We start from the raw sequence: 16,037 nt of genomic DNA, 5'->3' as shown, positions 1-16,037 counted from the left end.
GTCACCCGCCGCGTGACGGTGGCACAGTGGGAGGCGGGGCGGCGCCGCCGCTCCCCGCGGTCGGTGCCGCTCCGTCGGCGATCCGGCCGTGCGGTCGATCCGGACGGTGGACGGATGGACGAGCACCAGGTGCCGGGCGGCACGCCGGCGGCCGGCGCGGGCCGAGCGGACCGGCCCGACCAGGTCCTGCGGCAACTGCTCGCCGGGCTGACGGCGGTCCGCGACGGCGACTTCCGCACCCGGCTCGGGCCCGACCTGCCGGGCGTGCCGGGCGAGATCGCCGCCGTGTTCAACGGCATGGTGGAACAGCTCGCCCGGGTGACCTCCGAGGTGACCCGGGTGGCCCGGGAGGTCGGCTCCGAGGGCCGGCTCGGCGGCCAGGCCCACGTCCCCGGCGCGGCCGGGACGTGGCTGGACCTCACCGACGCCGTCAACGCGATGGCCGGCGACCTCACCCGCCAGCTGCGCAACATCGCCCAGGTGACCACGGCGGTCGCCCGCGGCGACCTCACCCAGAAGATCGAGGTCGACGCGCGCGGCGAGCTGCTGGAGCTCAAGAACACCGTCAACACGATGGTCGGCCAGCTCTCGGCGTTCGCCGACGAGGTGACCCGGGTCGCCCGCGAGGTCGGCAGCGAGGGCCGGCTCGGCGGCCAGGCCGACGTCCGCGACGTCTCCGGCACCTGGAGGGACCTCACCGAGTCGGTCAACGTGATGGCGGACAACCTCACCGCCCAGGTCCGCGCCATCGCCGAGGTCACCACGGCGGTCGCCGAGGGCGACCTCACCCAGAAGATCCGGGTCGACGCGCGCGGCGAGATCCTGCTGCTCAAGGAGACCATCAACACGATGGTCGACCAGCTCTCGGCCTTCGCCGACGAGGTGACCCGGGTCGCCCGCGAGGTCGGCACCGAGGGCAACCTCGGCGGCCAGGCCACCGTCCGCGGCGTCTCCGGCACCTGGAAAGGCCTCACCGACAAGGTCAACGTGATGGCCTCCAACCTCACCGGCCAGGTCCGCTCGATGTCCGAGGTGGCCAACGCCGTCGCCCGGGGCGACCTCTCCCGGAAGATCACCGTGGAGGCCAAGGGCGAGATGGCGGCGCTCGCCGGGGCGATCAACACCATGGTGGACACCCTCTCGGTGTTCGCCGACGAGGTGACCCGGGTCGCCCGCGAGGTCGGCACCGAGGGCACCCTCGGCGGCCAGGCCCGGGTGCCCAACGTCGCCGGGACGTGGAAGGACCTCACCGACAACGTCAACTTCATGGCGCACAACCTCACCAGCCAGGTGCGCAACATCGCCCAGGTGACCACGGCGGTCGCCGGGGGCGACCTCACCCGCAAGATCGACGTGGACGCGCGCGGCGAGATCCTGGAACTCAAGACCACCGTCAACACCATGGTCGACCAGCTCGGCTCCTTCGCCGACGAGGTCACCCGGGTGGCCCGGGAGGTCGGCACCGAGGGCCGGCTCGGCGGGCAGGCGGAGGTCGAGGGCGTGTCCGGCACCTGGAAACGGCTCACCGAGACCGTCAACGAACTCGCCGGCAACCTCACCCGGCAGGTCCGCGCCATCGCCGAGGTCACCAGCGCCGTCGCCGAGGGCGACCTCACCCGCTCGATCACCGTGGACGCCTCCGGCGAGGTCGCCGACCTCAAGGACAACGTCAACTTCATGGTGGAGTCCCTGCGCGAGACCACCCGCGCCAACCAGGAACAGGACTGGCTGAAGACCAACCTCGCCCGCTTCACCGCCGCCATGCAGGGCAAACGCGACATCCGCGCCGTCGCCGAGCTGATCACCGACGAACTGACCCCGCTGGTCGGCGCCCAGTACGGCGCCTTCTACCTCGCCGAGGAGGACGGCGACGCCACCGCGCTGACCCGGATCAGCGCCTACGGCCGACCGGCCGAGCAGGCCACCGCCCCCGAACGGGTACGGCTCGGCGAGTCGCTGATCGGCCAGGCCGCCCGCACCCGGCGCACCGTCACCCTGGACCGCCTGCCGCCCGACTACGCCACCATCGCCTCCGGCGCCGGCGCCACCCACGCCCGCTCGGTGGTGATCCTGCCGATCGCCCTGGAGGAATGGCTGCTCGGCGTCATGGAGTTCGCCTCCGTCCACCCGTTCAGCGCCGTCCACCGCGACTTCCTGGAGCAGTTCGCGGAGGCCTGCGGCGTCAACGTCGGCACCCTGCTCGCCAACGCCCGCACCGACGAACTGCTCGGCGAGTCCCAGCGCCTGACCGCCGAACTGCAGGCCCGCTCCGAGGAGATGCAGGACGGCCAGGAGGAACTGCGGCGCTCCAACGCCGAACTCGCCGAGAAGGCCGGACAACTCGCCGACCGCAACCGCGACATCGAGGCCAAGAACCTGGAGATCGAACAGGCCCGGCAGGAACTGGAGGAACGCGCCCGCCAGTTGAGCCTCACCTCGATGTACAAGTCGGAGTTCCTGGCCAACATGAGCCACGAACTGCGCACCCCGCTCAACAGCCTGCTGATCCTCGCCCAACTGCTCGCCCGCAACGCGGCCGGCAACCTCACGCCCAAACAGGTCGAGTACGCCGGCGTCATCCACTCGGCCGGCTCCGACCTGCTCCAGCTCATCAACGACATCCTGGACCTCTCCAAGGTCGAGGCGGGGAAGATGGAGATCACCCCCGAACCCTTCGCCGTCCAGGACCTGCTGGCCTACGTCGAGTCCGCCTTCAAACCACTCGCCGACCAGAAGGACCTCGCGTTCCGGATCACCGTCGCGGACACCGTCCCGTCCGAACTCGTCACCGACCAGGCCCGGCTGCGCCAGGTCCTGCGCAACCTGCTGTCCAACGCCATCAAGTTCACCGACAGCGGCCGGGTCGACCTGCGCATCGAACACGTCGACGCCGCCGCCCTGCCCGCCGAACTCGGTCGGACCGGGGCCGCGGTGGCCTTCCACGTCGACGACACCGGCATCGGCATCGACCCCGCCCACCTCGACAGCATCTTCGGCGCCTTCCAGCAGGCCGACGGCACCACCGGCCGCCGCTACGGCGGCACCGGACTCGGCCTGTCCATCAGCCGCGAACTCGCCCGCCTGCTCGGCGGCACCATCGCCGTCCGTTCGACCACCGGGCGGGGCAGCCGCTTCAGCCTCTACCTCCCGCTCGCCCGCCGCGACCGGCCCGCCGCCGCCCCCGCGGCCGGGGCCCGCGTCCTGGTCGCCGAGGCCGACCCGCCGGGCCTGCTCACCCTCCTCGCCCGCACCGCAGCCGAGTCCCACGGGGACGACCCGCCGGCGGGACTGCGCAGCGCCGGCGACGAACCCGCACTGCGCGCCGCCATCGCCGACGGCCCCTACCGGTGCGCCGTCGTCGACCTCGCCCACTCCGCCGACCTCGCCCCCGTGCTGCTCACCGCCCTCCCCGAGAACACGCCCGTCCTCGGCTACCAGGGCGACGGCGGCCCCGCCGCGCGCGCCGGAACCGCCGTCGACCGCCTCGAACTGTTCTCCGGGCTCGACGGACTGCGCGAACGCCTGATCACCCTGCTCGGCGGCCGTCACGCCGTCGCCACCGAGCCGACCGGGGCCGGCGACCCCGCCGACGAACCGCTCGCCGGGCGCACCGTGCTGATCGTCGACGACGACATCCGCAACGTCTTCGCCCTCGCCGCCGCCCTCGAACAGCACGGCCTGACCGTCCTGCACGCCGCCGACGGCCGCGCCGGCCTCGACCTGCTGCGCCGCCACGACGAGACCGACCTGGTGCTGATGGACGTGATGATGCCCGGCCTCGACGGCTACGCCACCATCGCCGCCATCCGGGCCGACGAGCGCTTCGCCCGCCTGCCGGTGGTCACCGTCACCGCCAAGGCCATGGCGGGCGACCGGGCGAAGAGCCTCGCGGCCGGTGCCGACGACCACGTCACCAAGCCCGTGGACACCACCCTCCTGCTGCAGCGGATGCGGCACTGGCTGGGCGCGTCATGACCGCCGATCCGTCCGGCGACACCCCGCGCGACCCCGGCGGCTCCGGTGTCCCCGGCTCCGGGGAGACCGGGGACACCGTCGCGCGGCAGCTCGCGGGCGCCGTCCGGCGGCTCCAGCAGGCCGCCGACCGGATGCGCGCCGAGGAGGGCACCCGCGCGCTCGTCGACCTCGCCACCGGGATGCTCGCCGAGCGGCTGACGGTACCGCCCGCCGAGGCCGCCGCCCGACTGGCCCGGCTCGCCGGCGAGGCCGGGGTGCCGGTCGTCACCCTGGCCGCCGACGTCGTCGGCCGCTCGGCCGAGCCGGGCCGGCCGAGCGCGGCCCTGCTGCCCGAGGGTGCCGAACCGCCCGAGCCGCCCGAGCCGTCGAAGCCGTCCGAAGCGCCCCGACCGTCCGAGCCGTCGAAGCCGACCGGATCGTCGCCGCGCACGTCGACCGGGCCGTCGGCCCCCGCCCGGGCCCTCGCCGCCGTGCCCGACCTGGCCGGCGCCGTCGAGGCCGTGCTGCGGCAGGGCGCCGCGCCGCTCGGCGCCCACGCCGTCCTGGTCTGGCAGCGGCTGCCCGCCGGCGCCCTCGCGCTCGCCGCCCAGGCCGGGCTGCCCGCCGGGGAGGCCGAGGCCTGGAGCCGGGTGCCGCCCGGCGTCCCGACCCCCGCCCAGCAGGCGCTCGCCACCGGCGACGAGCACTGGCCCGACGACCCGTCACCGCCCGGCCCCCGCGTCGGCGGCCCCGACACGCCCCGGGCCGTCCTCCCGCTGATCGACCACGGCCGCCGCCGCGGCGCGCTCGAAGTGCTCTGGCCCGCACCCGTCCCCGGCCCCGCCCTCGGCACCCCGCAGCGCCGCCAGCTCCGGTCCCTCGCCGACCTCTGCGCCACCGTCCTCGGCGACCCCGAACCCGCCGTCCCGCCGGACCGGCAGGCCGACCTCCTCGACAGCCTGCTCACCCCGGCCCTGCTGCTCGCCCCCGTCCTGCGCGACGGACGGGCCGTCGACTTCACCGTCCTGCGCACCAACCCGGCGTTCCGGGACCCGCTCGGCCGCCCGCGCAGCGGCCTGGACGGCACCTCCCTGCTGGAGACCTACCCGCTGGCCTGCGCCACCGGCTTGCTGGCACCGCTGCTGCGGGCCCACGAAACCGGTGAGCCCGGCACCGACGAGCGCCTGCACCTGGTCTTCCAGGGCGGCGGCATCGAGCAGCCCACCACCCTGCGGATCGCCGTAGCCCCGCTCGACGGACGGCTCCTGCTCACCTGGCAGCGCGACGCCGACCCGTCCGGGGGCGAGTCCGACCAGAGCGCACTGCTGCGCCAGGCCCAGCGCCTCGCCCGGGTGGCCGGGTTCGAGGAACAGCCCGGAACCGGCCGGATCCTCTGGAACACGGGCCTGTCCGAACTGTTCGGCCTGCCGCCCGACGCCCCGGCCGTCCCGCTGGCGCGCCTCGCCGGCCACGTCCACCCGGACGACGAGCCCGCCGTCCGACGCCTGCTGGACACCGTCCAGCACCGCCGGCGCACCGCCTCCGCGGTCTTCCGGCTGATCCGCCCGGACGGCACGCAGCGCTACACCCGGGTGGTGGCCGAACCTGTCCTGGACGCCGACGGCGCGCTGAGCGCCGTACGCGGGGCCTACCACGACGTGTCGGCGCAGCACTGGACGGAGGTCGCGCTCGGCGCCACCCGGGAGCGGCTGGCCGACAGCGAGCAGGAGTCGGCCGAGCGCGAACAGCTGGCGCTGCGGCTCCAGCAGGCGATCCTGCCCGCCGACCCGCCCCCGCTCGGCGCCACCGGCCTGCGCGCCGCCGTCCGCTACCGGCCCGCGGCCAAGCGCGAGCGGGTCGGCGGCGACTGGTACGACGTGCTGGTGCTTCCGGACCGACAGGTGCTGCTCGCCGTCGGGGACGTCGCCGGCCACGGGGTCGGCGCGGCCACCGGCATGGTCGCGCTCCGGCACGCGCTGCGCGGACTGGCCGTCACCGGTGCGGGCCCGGCCCGGCTGCTGGAGTGGGCCAACACCGTGGCCATGCGCGAGCCGGGCCAGGTGACCGCCACCGCCGTGTGCGTGCTGCTCGGCCCCGACGACGGCACGCTGCACTGGGCCCGGGCCGGCCACCTCCCGCCGATCAGGCTGCGCCCGGACGGCGCCGAGGTGCTGCCCCTGCCGCACGGCGTGCTGCTCGGCGCCCTGGCGGACGCCGAGTACGAGGAGTACACGGCCCGGCTGGACCCGGGGGACGTCCTGCTGCTCTACACCGACGGCCTGGTCGAACGCCGGGACCGCCCGGTCGAGGAGTCCGTCGACCACCTGATCCGGGCGGCCGGGCGCCCCGGCCCCGACCTGGAGCGCTATCTGGACCTGCTGCTGGAACTGAGCCCGGCCGACACCGACGACGACACCTGCCTGGTCGCCGTCCGTGTCGAACGGCCCGGCCCGCCCGGGTAGGCACCACGCAGCGGAGGGGACCTGACCCCGAGGGGGGACCGGACCGAAGGGACACCGCCATGCTGCTGTTCGGACTCCTCCTGGTCGCCGTGACCGGCGCCTTCACCGGCCTGCTGATCGCCGACAACCTGTCCGGTGGGCCGGAGTACCAGGTGACCATCCTCGGCATCGACCTGGTGACGCTCAACAGCCTGGCCGTCTTCCTCGCCGGACTGGCGCTCGCGCTGCTGTTCTGCTTCGGCCTGTGGCTGATGGCCAGGGCCCGCAGGGCCCGCACCCGAGCTGTTCGCCGCACCGGGCGCTCAGACGTCGATGTTCCGCCGCGCGAGATCGGCCGCGATGCCGTCCAGGACACCGGCGAGGCCTGAGGCGAACAGCGCGTCGAGGTCCCAGGGGTCGGCGCCCGCACGCATGGCGCGGGCCAGCCGGGGATAGGCCCCGGGTTCGTACAGCGGATTCGGCGCGTCGTCCGGGGTTTTCGCCCCGTGCTCCGCGGCCGTCCTCGACTGCCGCTCCGCCTCCGCATCGCTGACGAGGATCAGTGCCACGCCCTGCACGTAGGACGCGAACATGAACATGTACCGGAAGGCGTCCGCCGGTTCGAGGTCGAGCCCGTCGAACGAGGAGAAGGCGCTCTCGCTGTCCGCGGCGAGCGCGGCGCTGAAGTACGCGCGGGTCGTCACCATGACCCTCGACAGGATCCACGGGTGGCGGTGGTACAGATCCCAGTCGCGGTGCGCGGCGCGTTCGAGGCCGTGTCGCCAGTTCCGCGGGGGCGAGTCGGGCAGCGGCACGTCGGTCATCGCGGCTTCCACCATCAGGGTGACCAGGTCGTCCTTGGACGCCACATGACGGTAGAGGGACATCGCGCCGGTGCCGAGTTCCGTGGCGACCCGGCGCATCGACAGCGCGTCGAGTCCCTCCGCGTCCGCGACGGCGATCCCGGCCCGCACGATGCGCTCGACGGTGAGGTGCCGCGCGCCCTCGTCGCCCTCCGGGACACCGGCCGGTGCTTCCGCCCTGCGTGCCCGGTAGCCCCTCGCCTGGCACGCACGGGAGCAGTAGATCCTCGGCCGCCCCCGCTCGGCGGGCTCCAGCGCCCTTCCGCACGAGGCGCATGTCGGCTGCGCGGACATCGGCACACTCCTTTTCGTCACAACCAACGATGTGTGACGTAATGCTATCCGTCGGCGCAAGCTGCTCCTATTCGACGCGAATCGCCAGGCCAAAAAGGCATTGCCGTGCTTTCGCACGCATGCGTACTCTGTATGCCGTTAATGCGTACGGCGTACGCGTCCGGACGGCGGCCCAGGCCATCCGGGCCTCGCACGGATCGGGAGACGGTATGACCGCCCACGAAGGAAGAGCCGGACGCAGGGAGTGGGTCGGTCTCGCCGTCCTGGTGCTGCCCTGTCTGCTCGCGTCCATGGACATGTCCGTCATGTTCATCACCCTCCCGTCCCTGGCGGCCGACCTCGGTCCGAGCGGGTCCGAGCAGCTGTGGATCATGGACTCCTACGGATTCCTCCTCGCCGGGCTGCTCCTCACCATGGGAACGCTCGGCGACCGCTTCGGGCGGCGGCGGGTGCTGCTCACGGGCGCCGCGGCCTTCGGCGTCGCCTCGGTCCTGGCGGCCTGCTCGACCAGCCCCGGGACCCTCATCGCGGCCCGCATGCTCCTGGGCATCGCCGGCGCCACGCTGGCACCGTCCACCCTTTCGCTGATCCGGAGCATGTTCCACGACGCCGCGCAGCGGGCCACCGCGGTCGGCATCTGGACAGCCGGATTCGCGGGCGGCGCCGTGCTCGGCCCGATCATCGGCGGTCTGCTCCTGGAGCACTTCTGGTGGGGATCGGTCTTCCTCGTCAACGTGCCGGTGATGGTCCTGCTCCTGGTCCTCGGCCCGCTGCTGCTCACCGAGCACCGCGACCCCGAGCCGGGCCGCTTCGACCTGCTCGGCGCCGCGATGTCCCTCGTGGCCGTGCTCGGCGTCATCTACGGCATCAAGGCCATGGCGGAACACGGCGTCGGGTGGGTCCCCGTGGCCTGCTGCGTCGCCGGACTCGCCGTCGGGGCGGCGTTCCTGCGCCGCCAGCACACGGCCTCGAACCCGATGATCGACACGCGGCTGTTCCGCACCCGCCGGTTCACCGTGCCCCTGCTCGTCGACGCGCTGGCGACGTTCGGGCTGGTCGGTTTCAGCCTGTTCAACTGGCAGTTCATGCAACTCGTCCTGGACATGGGGCCGTTGGAGTCGGCCCTGTGGTCCTTGCCCACCTTCCTGGTGATGCCCGTGGGCATCGCGCTGGCCACCGCGACCGCCCCGCGCATCGGCAAGCCCAACGTGGTCGCCGCCGGGCTGCTCGTGGCGACCGCCGGCTACCTCGTGCTGACCCTGCTCCGGGCCGGATCGGGGATCGTCCACCTCGTCGGCGGCATGACCGTCGTCTCGATCGGCATCGGCGCCGTCTCCGCCGTCGTGACCGAGGTGATCCTCTCCGCCGCACCACCGGAACGGGCCGGCGCGGCCTCCGCGCTGGCCGAGACCTCGGCCGAGTTCGGCGGCGCGCTGGGCATCGCGCTCCTGGGCAGCATCGGTACCACCGTCTACCGTGCGGTCCTGGCCGCCGAGGCTCCCGGCGACCTCACGCCCGAGGAACTGGAGGCGGCGAGGAGCACTCTCGGCGGTGCGGTCGAGACCGCCGCCGGCCTTCCGGCGAGCACCGCCGACTCCCTGCGGACCGCGGCCTTCGACGCCTTCGCCCGGGAAGCCCGGATCGCCTCGATCGTCAGCGCTGTCCTGATGGCCGGCGCGGCGGTCCTCATCGCCACCCTGCTCCGCACCGACCGCACCCGGACCGGGCCCGAGGCCGCCCTGTCCGAGGCCTGACCGGCACCTCGTGGGGCGTTTCGACGCGTCGACGGTCGCTCCCCGTCACGCGAAATTCACAGTCCGGGGTCTACCCGCATAGACGACGGTGGGCCATCCTGGTGCCGGATCGATCGGTCGGCCCTAGCGCCGGAGCACTGCCGCGTCACAGCACTGCGTACGACCCTGTCGCCCGGGCCGGTTCCGCAGGCCCGGCGCCGGACTTCCTGCCCTCCGGTCCCGCCGAGGCATGGCGGGGGAGGCAGGGGTCGAGTCGGAGGAACACCGTTCTCACCGGGAGATGCAGATGAAGCCACGCACCGCAGCCACCGTCGTCGCCCTGGCCGTGGCCGGCCTCGCCGTCGCGGCGCCCACGGCCGGCGCCAGCGGTACCAAGCTGTCGCAGTCGACGGCCGCCGGCCAGTTCAGCAGCGCCGGCATCACCTGGAGCTCCAGCGGGGGCTGCACCACCAGGTCCAACTCCACCTGCACCTCGTTCGACCAGATCAACTCGGGCACGGTGAGCGCCGTCATCACCCTCAAGCAGGCCAGCGGCTGTGCCATCAACATCACGGGCGGGACCGAGGTCGGCCACGCCTCCGGCACCTACAGCCACTACAACGGCTACAAGGTCGACATCTCCCGCAACTCCTGCATCGACGGCTACATCCAGAACAGCTTCACCTACATCGGCAACCGCAGCGACGGCTACCCGCAGTGGCAGGCCGCGTCGGGCAACCTGTACTGCAACGAGGGCAGCCACTGGGACATCCTCATCTACTGACGCCGACCCCGGGCGCCGGCTCCCCGCGGGGCGCCGGCGCCCGGCGCGTGGCCCGATCCGGAACCCCGGCCTGCCGGACGGATCCTCACCGAGCCGCCGATGCGGCCGGACAACTCCGCCTTCAAGATCACGATCCATCGCCGGAGTACGGGGCCATGGCCCGCCGGACACGGTAGTTCCAGCGGGTGAGCGACCTGACGACGGTTTCGGCACCGATGGGATTGGCGCTGTGCACGAGGACGGCTCCGATCCGAAAGGGCTGTCCGTTGAAGGCGGCCTCTTCCAGGAGGGTCACCACCGGCATGATCGTGTCGTCGCCGCCGAGATCGTGGTCGAGCCACAGCTCGTCGATGACGCAGTTGCGGTGCTCTTCCAGAAGCCGGATGCCTTCATGGCTGGTGCGGGCGATCCGTGTGGCCCTGGGCAGGGGGCGGAGGTCGTCTATGCCGAGGATGACGCGCGTCGGCGAGGCGGGGGCTTCTTTCACCGGTTGATTGTCGCGGCAGGCGGGCGGGACAGCCACGGAGTAGGGAGGATCGGCACCGGCGGCCGGCCATGGAGGGCGACGTGCCGTCTTCGCACCGGGACGGGCAACTGCCCCTGCGCGGAGCCGATCGAGCGCTAGGGTGGACCTCCACAGCTGCCGGATCCTCGACGGACGAACGGACGGGCGATGCACGCACGCCGACTGCGGGACGGACGGGTGGCCTCCGGGCGCCCGTCGCGATCGCGCGCGGCCGCGTTCCGCCCGTCGGCCCCGCGGGCTCTCGGCGTCGGCCGCGGCGCCCGTCTCGTGGCGCGGCGCTGGATCGACGGCGTCGGCTCGCCGACCGGCCTCTGTCGCCCGTAACGCCCCTGCCTCCACGCGCACTCGCGCCCGCCCCGCGACGGCTGTCCGCCAGGCCTGCCCTCACCGCGTCCGCCCACGGGGGTGGACGAACACGGTGCCCGGCGCGCGTGCTCCCGCCGCACCACCATGCCTTCACCTCCAAGGAGCCAGCCATGAGCGAGACCCTCCAGCACACCGATCCCGGGACCGGGAGCGACGCCGCGAAGGCGGTGTACGCCGACCCCGCCGACACCGCCGTCCACGGCGAGTACCGGATCACCAGGGCCCCGGGCGACGAGCGCCCGCTCTACCGCTTCACCGGACGGATCACCGCCGACGGCAGCAGCGGCTTCAAGGCCGAGCCCGGCCGGTACCACGTCTACGCGGGCTGGTTCTGCCCCTGGGCGCAGCGCGTCACCATCCAGCTCGCGCTGAACGGGCTGGAGGACGTCGTCTCGGTCTCCTACGTGGACGGCGAGCGCGACGGCCGGGGCTGGGCGTTCCGCGAGACCCACGGCCCGGACCCGGTCAACGGCTTCACCCTGCTGCGCGAGGCCTACGACCGGACCGAGCCCGGCTTCGACGGGCACGTCTCGGTGCCGACGCTCTGGGACCGGCACACCGGCCGGGTGGTCAGCAACGACTTCACCCGCATCGGCATCGACCTGGCCACCCAGTTCGGCGAGTGGGGCAACGGGGCCGACACCTACCCGGAGGACCTGCGCGCGGAGATCGACGCGCTCGACGCCGAGCTGCACCTGGCGGTCAACCACGGGGTCGGCGCGGCGGCGGGCACCGACGAGGCCGGGCTCGCGGCCCGCGCCGTGCTGCTGGACGCCTTCGCGAAGCTGGACGCCCGGCTGGCCGAGCACCGCTACCTGCTGGGCGACCGGCTCACCGAGGCGGACGTGCGGCTCTGGGTGACGCTGGTGCGCTACGACGCCAGGTCCAACCACGACCGCTCGATCAACCCGGGTCTGGCCGAGTACCCGCACCTGTGGGCGTACGCGCGCGACCTCTACCGGCTGGAGGCGTTCAACCGCACCACCGACTTCGCCACCTTCACGCTGCCCGGCGCGCAGCTGCCGGACTGGAACGCCCCGGCCGAGCGGCCGCAGACACGCTGACCCGCCCACGGCCCCGGAGGGCCGGCACCCCGGGGAGTCGCGGCCCCGGGGCGCCGGCCCCTCCGCGCTCCGGGAGCCGGTCCCGCGCGGCGCCGCGACGGCGGTGCCGCGCGGCACCGTTCGTATGCTTGTCCACGGGCGGTAACGGCACGTCCGGATCCCGGACGGCGGCGCGGGCCCCCGGAAAGGGGACGGACATGCGGAAGAGGCGCTCTCTCACGGCCCTCGTCTACTTCCTGATGGGCAGTGCGTGCCTGCTGGTCGCCGTGGTGCTGACGATGGGCGTGCACAAGGTGCAGCACCTGATCCCGGTCCTGGTCCTGGGCGTGCCGGGCGTGGTGCTGACGTTCCGCGCGCCGGCGTTCGGCGTTTCCTACGGGCCGGCCGGGTTGAAGTACTCCGGACTGCTCGGGGCGCGCTCCTACGCGTGGTCGGAGATCCGGGAGGTGCGGGTGGCCGTCCTGTCGGGCAACGTCTACTCGTCCGACGTCCCGGAGCTGGTGCTGGCCTCCGGCGGCTCGGACGAACTGCACATGCTGTCGGGGCACAGCTCGGGCGGGACCAACAGGCGGGTCAAGCGGCTGGTGGCCGAGTTGGAGGCGGCGCGCGTGGCCGCGTCCTGAACCCGGCCGCTTCCGGCGTCGGCGCGCGGGAGCGGCACCTGCGGGCGGACGGGGCCCACCCGGGCAGCCCCGGGGGCACCCCGTCCGGCGTGCCGGAGGCCCTATGCCTGCTTGATCGCGGAGATGTCGAACTCCAGGACGACCTTGTCGCCGACCAGGACGCCACCGCCCTCCAGCGCCGCGTTCCAGGTGATGCCGAACTCCTTGCGGCTGATCGTCACCGAACCCTCCAGCCCCACGCGCAGGTTGCCGTACGGGTCGACGGCGTTGCCGGTGTACTCGAAGTCGATGGTGACCGGGCGGGTGGTCTCCTTGATGGTGAGGTCGCCGGTCACCCGGAAGTCGCTGTCGGAGCGCGGTTCGACCGAGGTGCTGCGGAAGGTGATCTCGGGGTAGGTGGGGGCGTCGAGGAAGTCGTTGGTGCGCAGGTGCTGGTCGCGCTGTGCGACGCCGGTCTCGATGCTCTCGGACTTGATGGTCACCTGGCCGGCCGAGCGGGCCGGGTCACCGCCGTCCAGGTGGGCGGTGCCCTCGAAGGCCGTGAACGAGCCCCGGACCTTGGTCACCATCGCGTGGCGGGCGACGAAGCCGATCCGGGTGTGGGCGGGGTCGAGCACGTAGTCGCCGGTGAGGTCGGGAAGCGGGGCGGTCATGGTGTGCCTCCGTGCTGGTGTGGATCCGTCAGGACGGCGGCGCGGCCGGTCCGGCCGCGCACTCCAGCATCATCGCGTGTACGAAGGCCTGCGGCAGGTTGCCCCGCAGCTGTTGGCGGCGATGTCGTACTCCTCGGCGCACGGGGCGGGCGGGGGCCGGGCGGACCGCCGCTCCGCTTCCGGTGCCACCGGCGGTGCGTAAGATATCAACTCGATGCGTGGCTATTACAGGGGGTGGCAGGTGGACGAGCCCACCGTCAACGAGCTGGTGCGGGCATGGGTCGAGGGCTGGATCGTTTCGCGGGGCGCGGCCGATCCGGTGGACGAGCCCTGGGGCTGGAGCATCGACGTCGGGCAGCCCGGACAGGTGGCCCGGCACGTCCTGCCGGAACCCACCGAGGCCGACGTCCGGAAGCTGGTCGCGGCCACCACCGCGCCGGGCACCTGGCTGAAGCTCTTCGCCGACGACGACACCGTCCGCCCCTGGCTCGGCCCCGGCTGGCACCACGACGTGCCCGGCTACCTGATGACCGTGCCGCTCGCCGCCGGGAGCCCGGTGGTGCCGGCCGGATACACCCTCACCAGTCGGTGGCGCGGCGGCGTGGTCCGGGTGCTGGTCCGCACCGGGGACGGCCGGTTCGCGGCCCGCGGCCGGCTCGCCGTCACCGGGGCGACCGCCGTCGCCGACCAGATCGAGACCGACCCCGGGCACCGCCGCCGGGGGCTCGGCTCGCTGGTGATGCGGGCCCTCCAGGACGCCGGGCACCGGGGCGGGGCCGTCACCGGCATCCTGGTCGGCACCCCCGAGGGGCGGGCGCTGTACACGGCGCTCGGCTGGAGCGTGCGCGCCCCCATGGCGAGCTTCTCCTACGCGCCCGAAGCGTGAACGCCGCCGCGCCGCTCCGGACGGAGGTCCGGACCGGCGCGGCGTCACGGGCGACGGCAAGGGCGGCAGCAAACGGCTCGGCGCCGGTTCAGCACTGCGGCCGCTTGCCGTGGTTGGCGCCTTTGCGGCGGGCCCTCTTCTTGCGGCGACGCTTCGAGGACATCGGGCCTCCTAGGTGGTTCGCCCCCGTCCAAGGTCTCACAGCTGCGGCCCGCCGTCGCGCCGTGCTCCTGCGGCCGGGGCGGCCGTACGGCCACCCCGCCGTCCGCCGGAGGTCAGGCGGCCTGCCAGAGCGCCGGCGCGTTCGGCGGCTCCCAGCCGACCTGCGCCTGGTGGCCCTGGAGGCAGCGGTAGGCGGTGCCGCCGTAGGTCACCGTGTCACCGGCCTGGTAGACGGTGCCGGCCGCCCAGGTGCCGCCGGGGTTGCCCGGGCCGCCGGGGCCGGGGCCCTGGGAGTCCGTCTTCAGCGTCAGGCCGTAGCCCTGCAGGATCGGGTTGACCGGCTGGAAGTACGTGGTGCCGCCCTGCGAGCAGTTGCCGGTGCCGCCCGAGGTCACGCCCTGCGCCTGCGTGCCGGAGATGAACGATCCGCCCGAGTCACCGGGCTCGGCGCACACAGTGGTGCGGGTCACGCCGGAGACGGTGCCCTCCTGGTAGGTGACGCTGGTGCCGTGCTGCTGGATGGTCCCGCAGTGCCAGCCGGTGGTGGAGCCGGAGCGGCAGACCGAGGCGCCGACCTGCTGGAGCACCGATCCGCTCACGGCGCCGGACGCGCTGTTCACGTACGGGGTCGCCGTCCAGCTGCTGTTGGTGGCGACCCAGGACATGTCGTTGCCCGGGAAGATCGAGGCCTGGAAGGTGCCCTGGGAGACCTGGTTGGACCCGGTCGTGCTGGAGCCCGCGCGGCCGCAGTGGCCCGCGCTGACGAAGCCCTGGGTGCTTCCCCGGGTGATCGGGAAGCCGATCGAGCAGCGGCTGCTGTTGTCGATGTAGTAGGCGTCGCCGCCGCGCAGGTCGTAGAGCGGGCGCGGGGCCTCGGCCACCGCCTCCACCCGGACGGCCGCCCGGTCCACCCCGGCGGCGGAGACCAGCCGCTCGGCCGCGGCCGGGTCGGTGGCCCGCACCACCACGGTGTTGCTGCGCACGTCGACGTAGCGCACCGCGGCGGCGAGCGCGTCGGTCCGGCCCGCGGCGCCGTGCCCGGCGGCCCGGTCGAGCGCGGCCAGCGCGCCCTCCAGCGCGGCCAGCGGGTGGGCGACGAGCACCGGCCGGGCGCCGGCGGCGCGGATCGTCGCGGCGTCGGCGGCCCGGGTGGTGGCGACGGCCAGCGTGGCCGCGTCGGCGCCCTCCACCCAGGAGCCGGCCCAGCTGCCGCCCAGGCCCTGGGCGAGCGCCCCGGCCCTGGCTCCGGCCCGGGCCTCGTTGGCCAGCCGGGAGCGCGCCTGGCCGGCCGTCAGTCCGAGGTCGCGCTGCAACGCGTCGAGCACCTCGGGCGTGGCGGCGGCCACGCCGAGGGTTTCCGGTGCGGCCGCCACGGCCGCGGCGGCGGCCCGGACGGCCGGGCCGGAGGCGGGGTCCGCGGCGGCGGCACCGGCGGTGCCCTGAAGTGCCGTCAGTGCGAGGGCGGTGGTGGCCAGGACGGCGCACGCGGCCCTGGCGGGTCGTCGGAGCATGGGGGTCTCCCGCGTTCGGGGTGTGGGGGTTGCGGGAAACCGTAGGAGCCTCGTCCGCCGACGGGGGAGATGTCACCCGGGGGTACGGCCCCGGGCTATACCCCCACCGGGACCGCGCGCACGCCGACGGGCCGGCTCCGTGGTACAGAACACCTTTTCGTGGACCGTTTCGTCAAG

The 16,037-nt window shown here is 73.9% G+C and carries 12 protein-coding genes; 8 read left to right on the top strand and 4 right to left on the bottom strand.

Features of this window, described 5'->3' with window-relative positions; genetic code table 11:
• The first annotated feature begins 114 nt into the window (after positions 1–114).
• From ACFVUH_RS20735 to ACFVUH_RS20725, 3 genes are read left to right on the top strand one after another with little or no spacing between them, the layout of a single operon-like run.
• A complete protein-coding gene (locus ACFVUH_RS20735) occupies positions 115–3,975 on the top strand; it encodes a HAMP domain-containing protein (protein WP_387914806.1) in 3,861 nt (1,286 codons plus the stop codon).
• Positions 3,972–6,416, top strand: coding sequence for a PP2C family protein-serine/threonine phosphatase (locus ACFVUH_RS20730; RefSeq protein WP_387914805.1), 2,445 nt, complete (start codon positions 3,972–3,974; stop codon positions 6,414–6,416). Before ACFVUH_RS20735 ends, ACFVUH_RS20730 begins: the two co-directional genes overlap by 4 nt.
• A 59-nt stretch (positions 6,417–6,475) precedes the next feature.
• The gene (locus ACFVUH_RS20725) at positions 6,476–6,784 is read left to right on the top strand and encodes a hypothetical protein (RefSeq protein ID WP_387914804.1); all 309 of its coding nucleotides are present in this window, start codon (positions 6,476–6,478) and stop codon (positions 6,782–6,784) included.
• On the opposite strand, the gene ACFVUH_RS20720 is transcribed toward ACFVUH_RS20725, so the two are convergent.
• Positions 6,719–7,552 (bottom strand): TetR/AcrR family transcriptional regulator, encoded by an 834-nt coding sequence (locus tag ACFVUH_RS20720; RefSeq protein WP_387914803.1) that lies wholly within the window; start codon positions 7,550–7,552, stop codon positions 6,719–6,721. The two genes, ACFVUH_RS20725 and ACFVUH_RS20720, sit on opposite strands and share 66 nt — an antisense overlap.
• 209 nt (positions 7,553–7,761) lie before the next feature.
• Between ACFVUH_RS20720 and ACFVUH_RS20715 the strand changes: the two genes are divergently transcribed.
• Positions 7,762–9,306 carry an MFS transporter gene (locus ACFVUH_RS20715; RefSeq protein WP_387914802.1) on the top strand — a complete coding sequence of 515 codons (1,545 nt, stop codon included), beginning with the start codon at positions 7,762–7,764 and terminating at the stop codon, positions 9,304–9,306.
• Positions 9,307–9,592: 286 nt separating this feature from the next.
• Complete coding sequence (locus ACFVUH_RS20710; RefSeq protein ID WP_355369418.1) at positions 9,593–10,069, top strand: hypothetical protein; 477 nt, start codon at positions 9,593–9,595, stop codon at positions 10,067–10,069.
• Positions 10,070–10,196: 127 nt separating this feature from the next.
• On the opposite strand, the gene ACFVUH_RS20705 is transcribed toward ACFVUH_RS20710, so the two are convergent.
• Positions 10,197–10,556, bottom strand: a complete 360-nt coding sequence (locus tag ACFVUH_RS20705; protein WP_387914801.1) for a cyclic-phosphate processing receiver domain-containing protein — start codon at positions 10,554–10,556, stop codon at positions 10,197–10,199.
• A gap of 515 nt (positions 10,557–11,071) precedes the next feature.
• Here ACFVUH_RS20705 and ACFVUH_RS20700 point away from each other — a divergent pair.
• The gene (locus ACFVUH_RS20700; RefSeq protein ID WP_387914800.1) at positions 11,072–12,025 is read left to right on the top strand and encodes a glutathione S-transferase C-terminal domain-containing protein; all 954 of its coding nucleotides are present in this window, start codon (positions 11,072–11,074) and stop codon (positions 12,023–12,025) included.
• 197 nt (positions 12,026–12,222) lie between these two features.
• Positions 12,223–12,648, top strand: coding sequence for a hypothetical protein (locus ACFVUH_RS20695; RefSeq protein WP_355369424.1), 426 nt, complete (start codon positions 12,223–12,225; stop codon positions 12,646–12,648).
• Positions 12,649–12,749: 101 nt separating this feature from the next.
• Here ACFVUH_RS20695 and ACFVUH_RS20690 read toward each other — a convergent pair whose 3' ends face one another.
• The gene (locus ACFVUH_RS20690; protein WP_387914799.1) at positions 12,750–13,301 is read right to left on the bottom strand and encodes a YceI family protein; all 552 of its coding nucleotides are present in this window, start codon (positions 13,299–13,301) and stop codon (positions 12,750–12,752) included.
• A 241-nt stretch (positions 13,302–13,542) separates the two neighbouring features.
• Between ACFVUH_RS20690 and ACFVUH_RS20685 the strand changes: the two genes are divergently transcribed.
• Positions 13,543–14,187, top strand: a complete 645-nt coding sequence (locus ACFVUH_RS20685) for a GNAT family N-acetyltransferase (RefSeq protein ID WP_387914798.1) — start codon at positions 13,543–13,545, stop codon at positions 14,185–14,187.
• Between the two features lie 275 nt (positions 14,188–14,462).
• Here ACFVUH_RS20685 and ACFVUH_RS20680 read toward each other — a convergent pair whose 3' ends face one another.
• Positions 14,463–15,860: a carbohydrate-binding protein gene (locus ACFVUH_RS20680; RefSeq protein WP_387914797.1), complete on the bottom strand. Its 1,398-nt coding sequence runs from the start codon at positions 15,858–15,860 to the stop codon at positions 14,463–14,465.
• Positions 15,861–16,037 lie beyond the last annotated feature (177 nt).

This window comes from Kitasatospora sp. NPDC058032 (assembly GCF_042885845.1).
Classification (GTDB): Bacteria; Actinomycetota; Actinomycetes; order Streptomycetales; family Streptomycetaceae; genus Kitasatospora.
The sequence above is the reverse complement of the archived record's forward strand: the minus strand, read 5'-3'. Positions and strand labels throughout refer to the sequence as shown.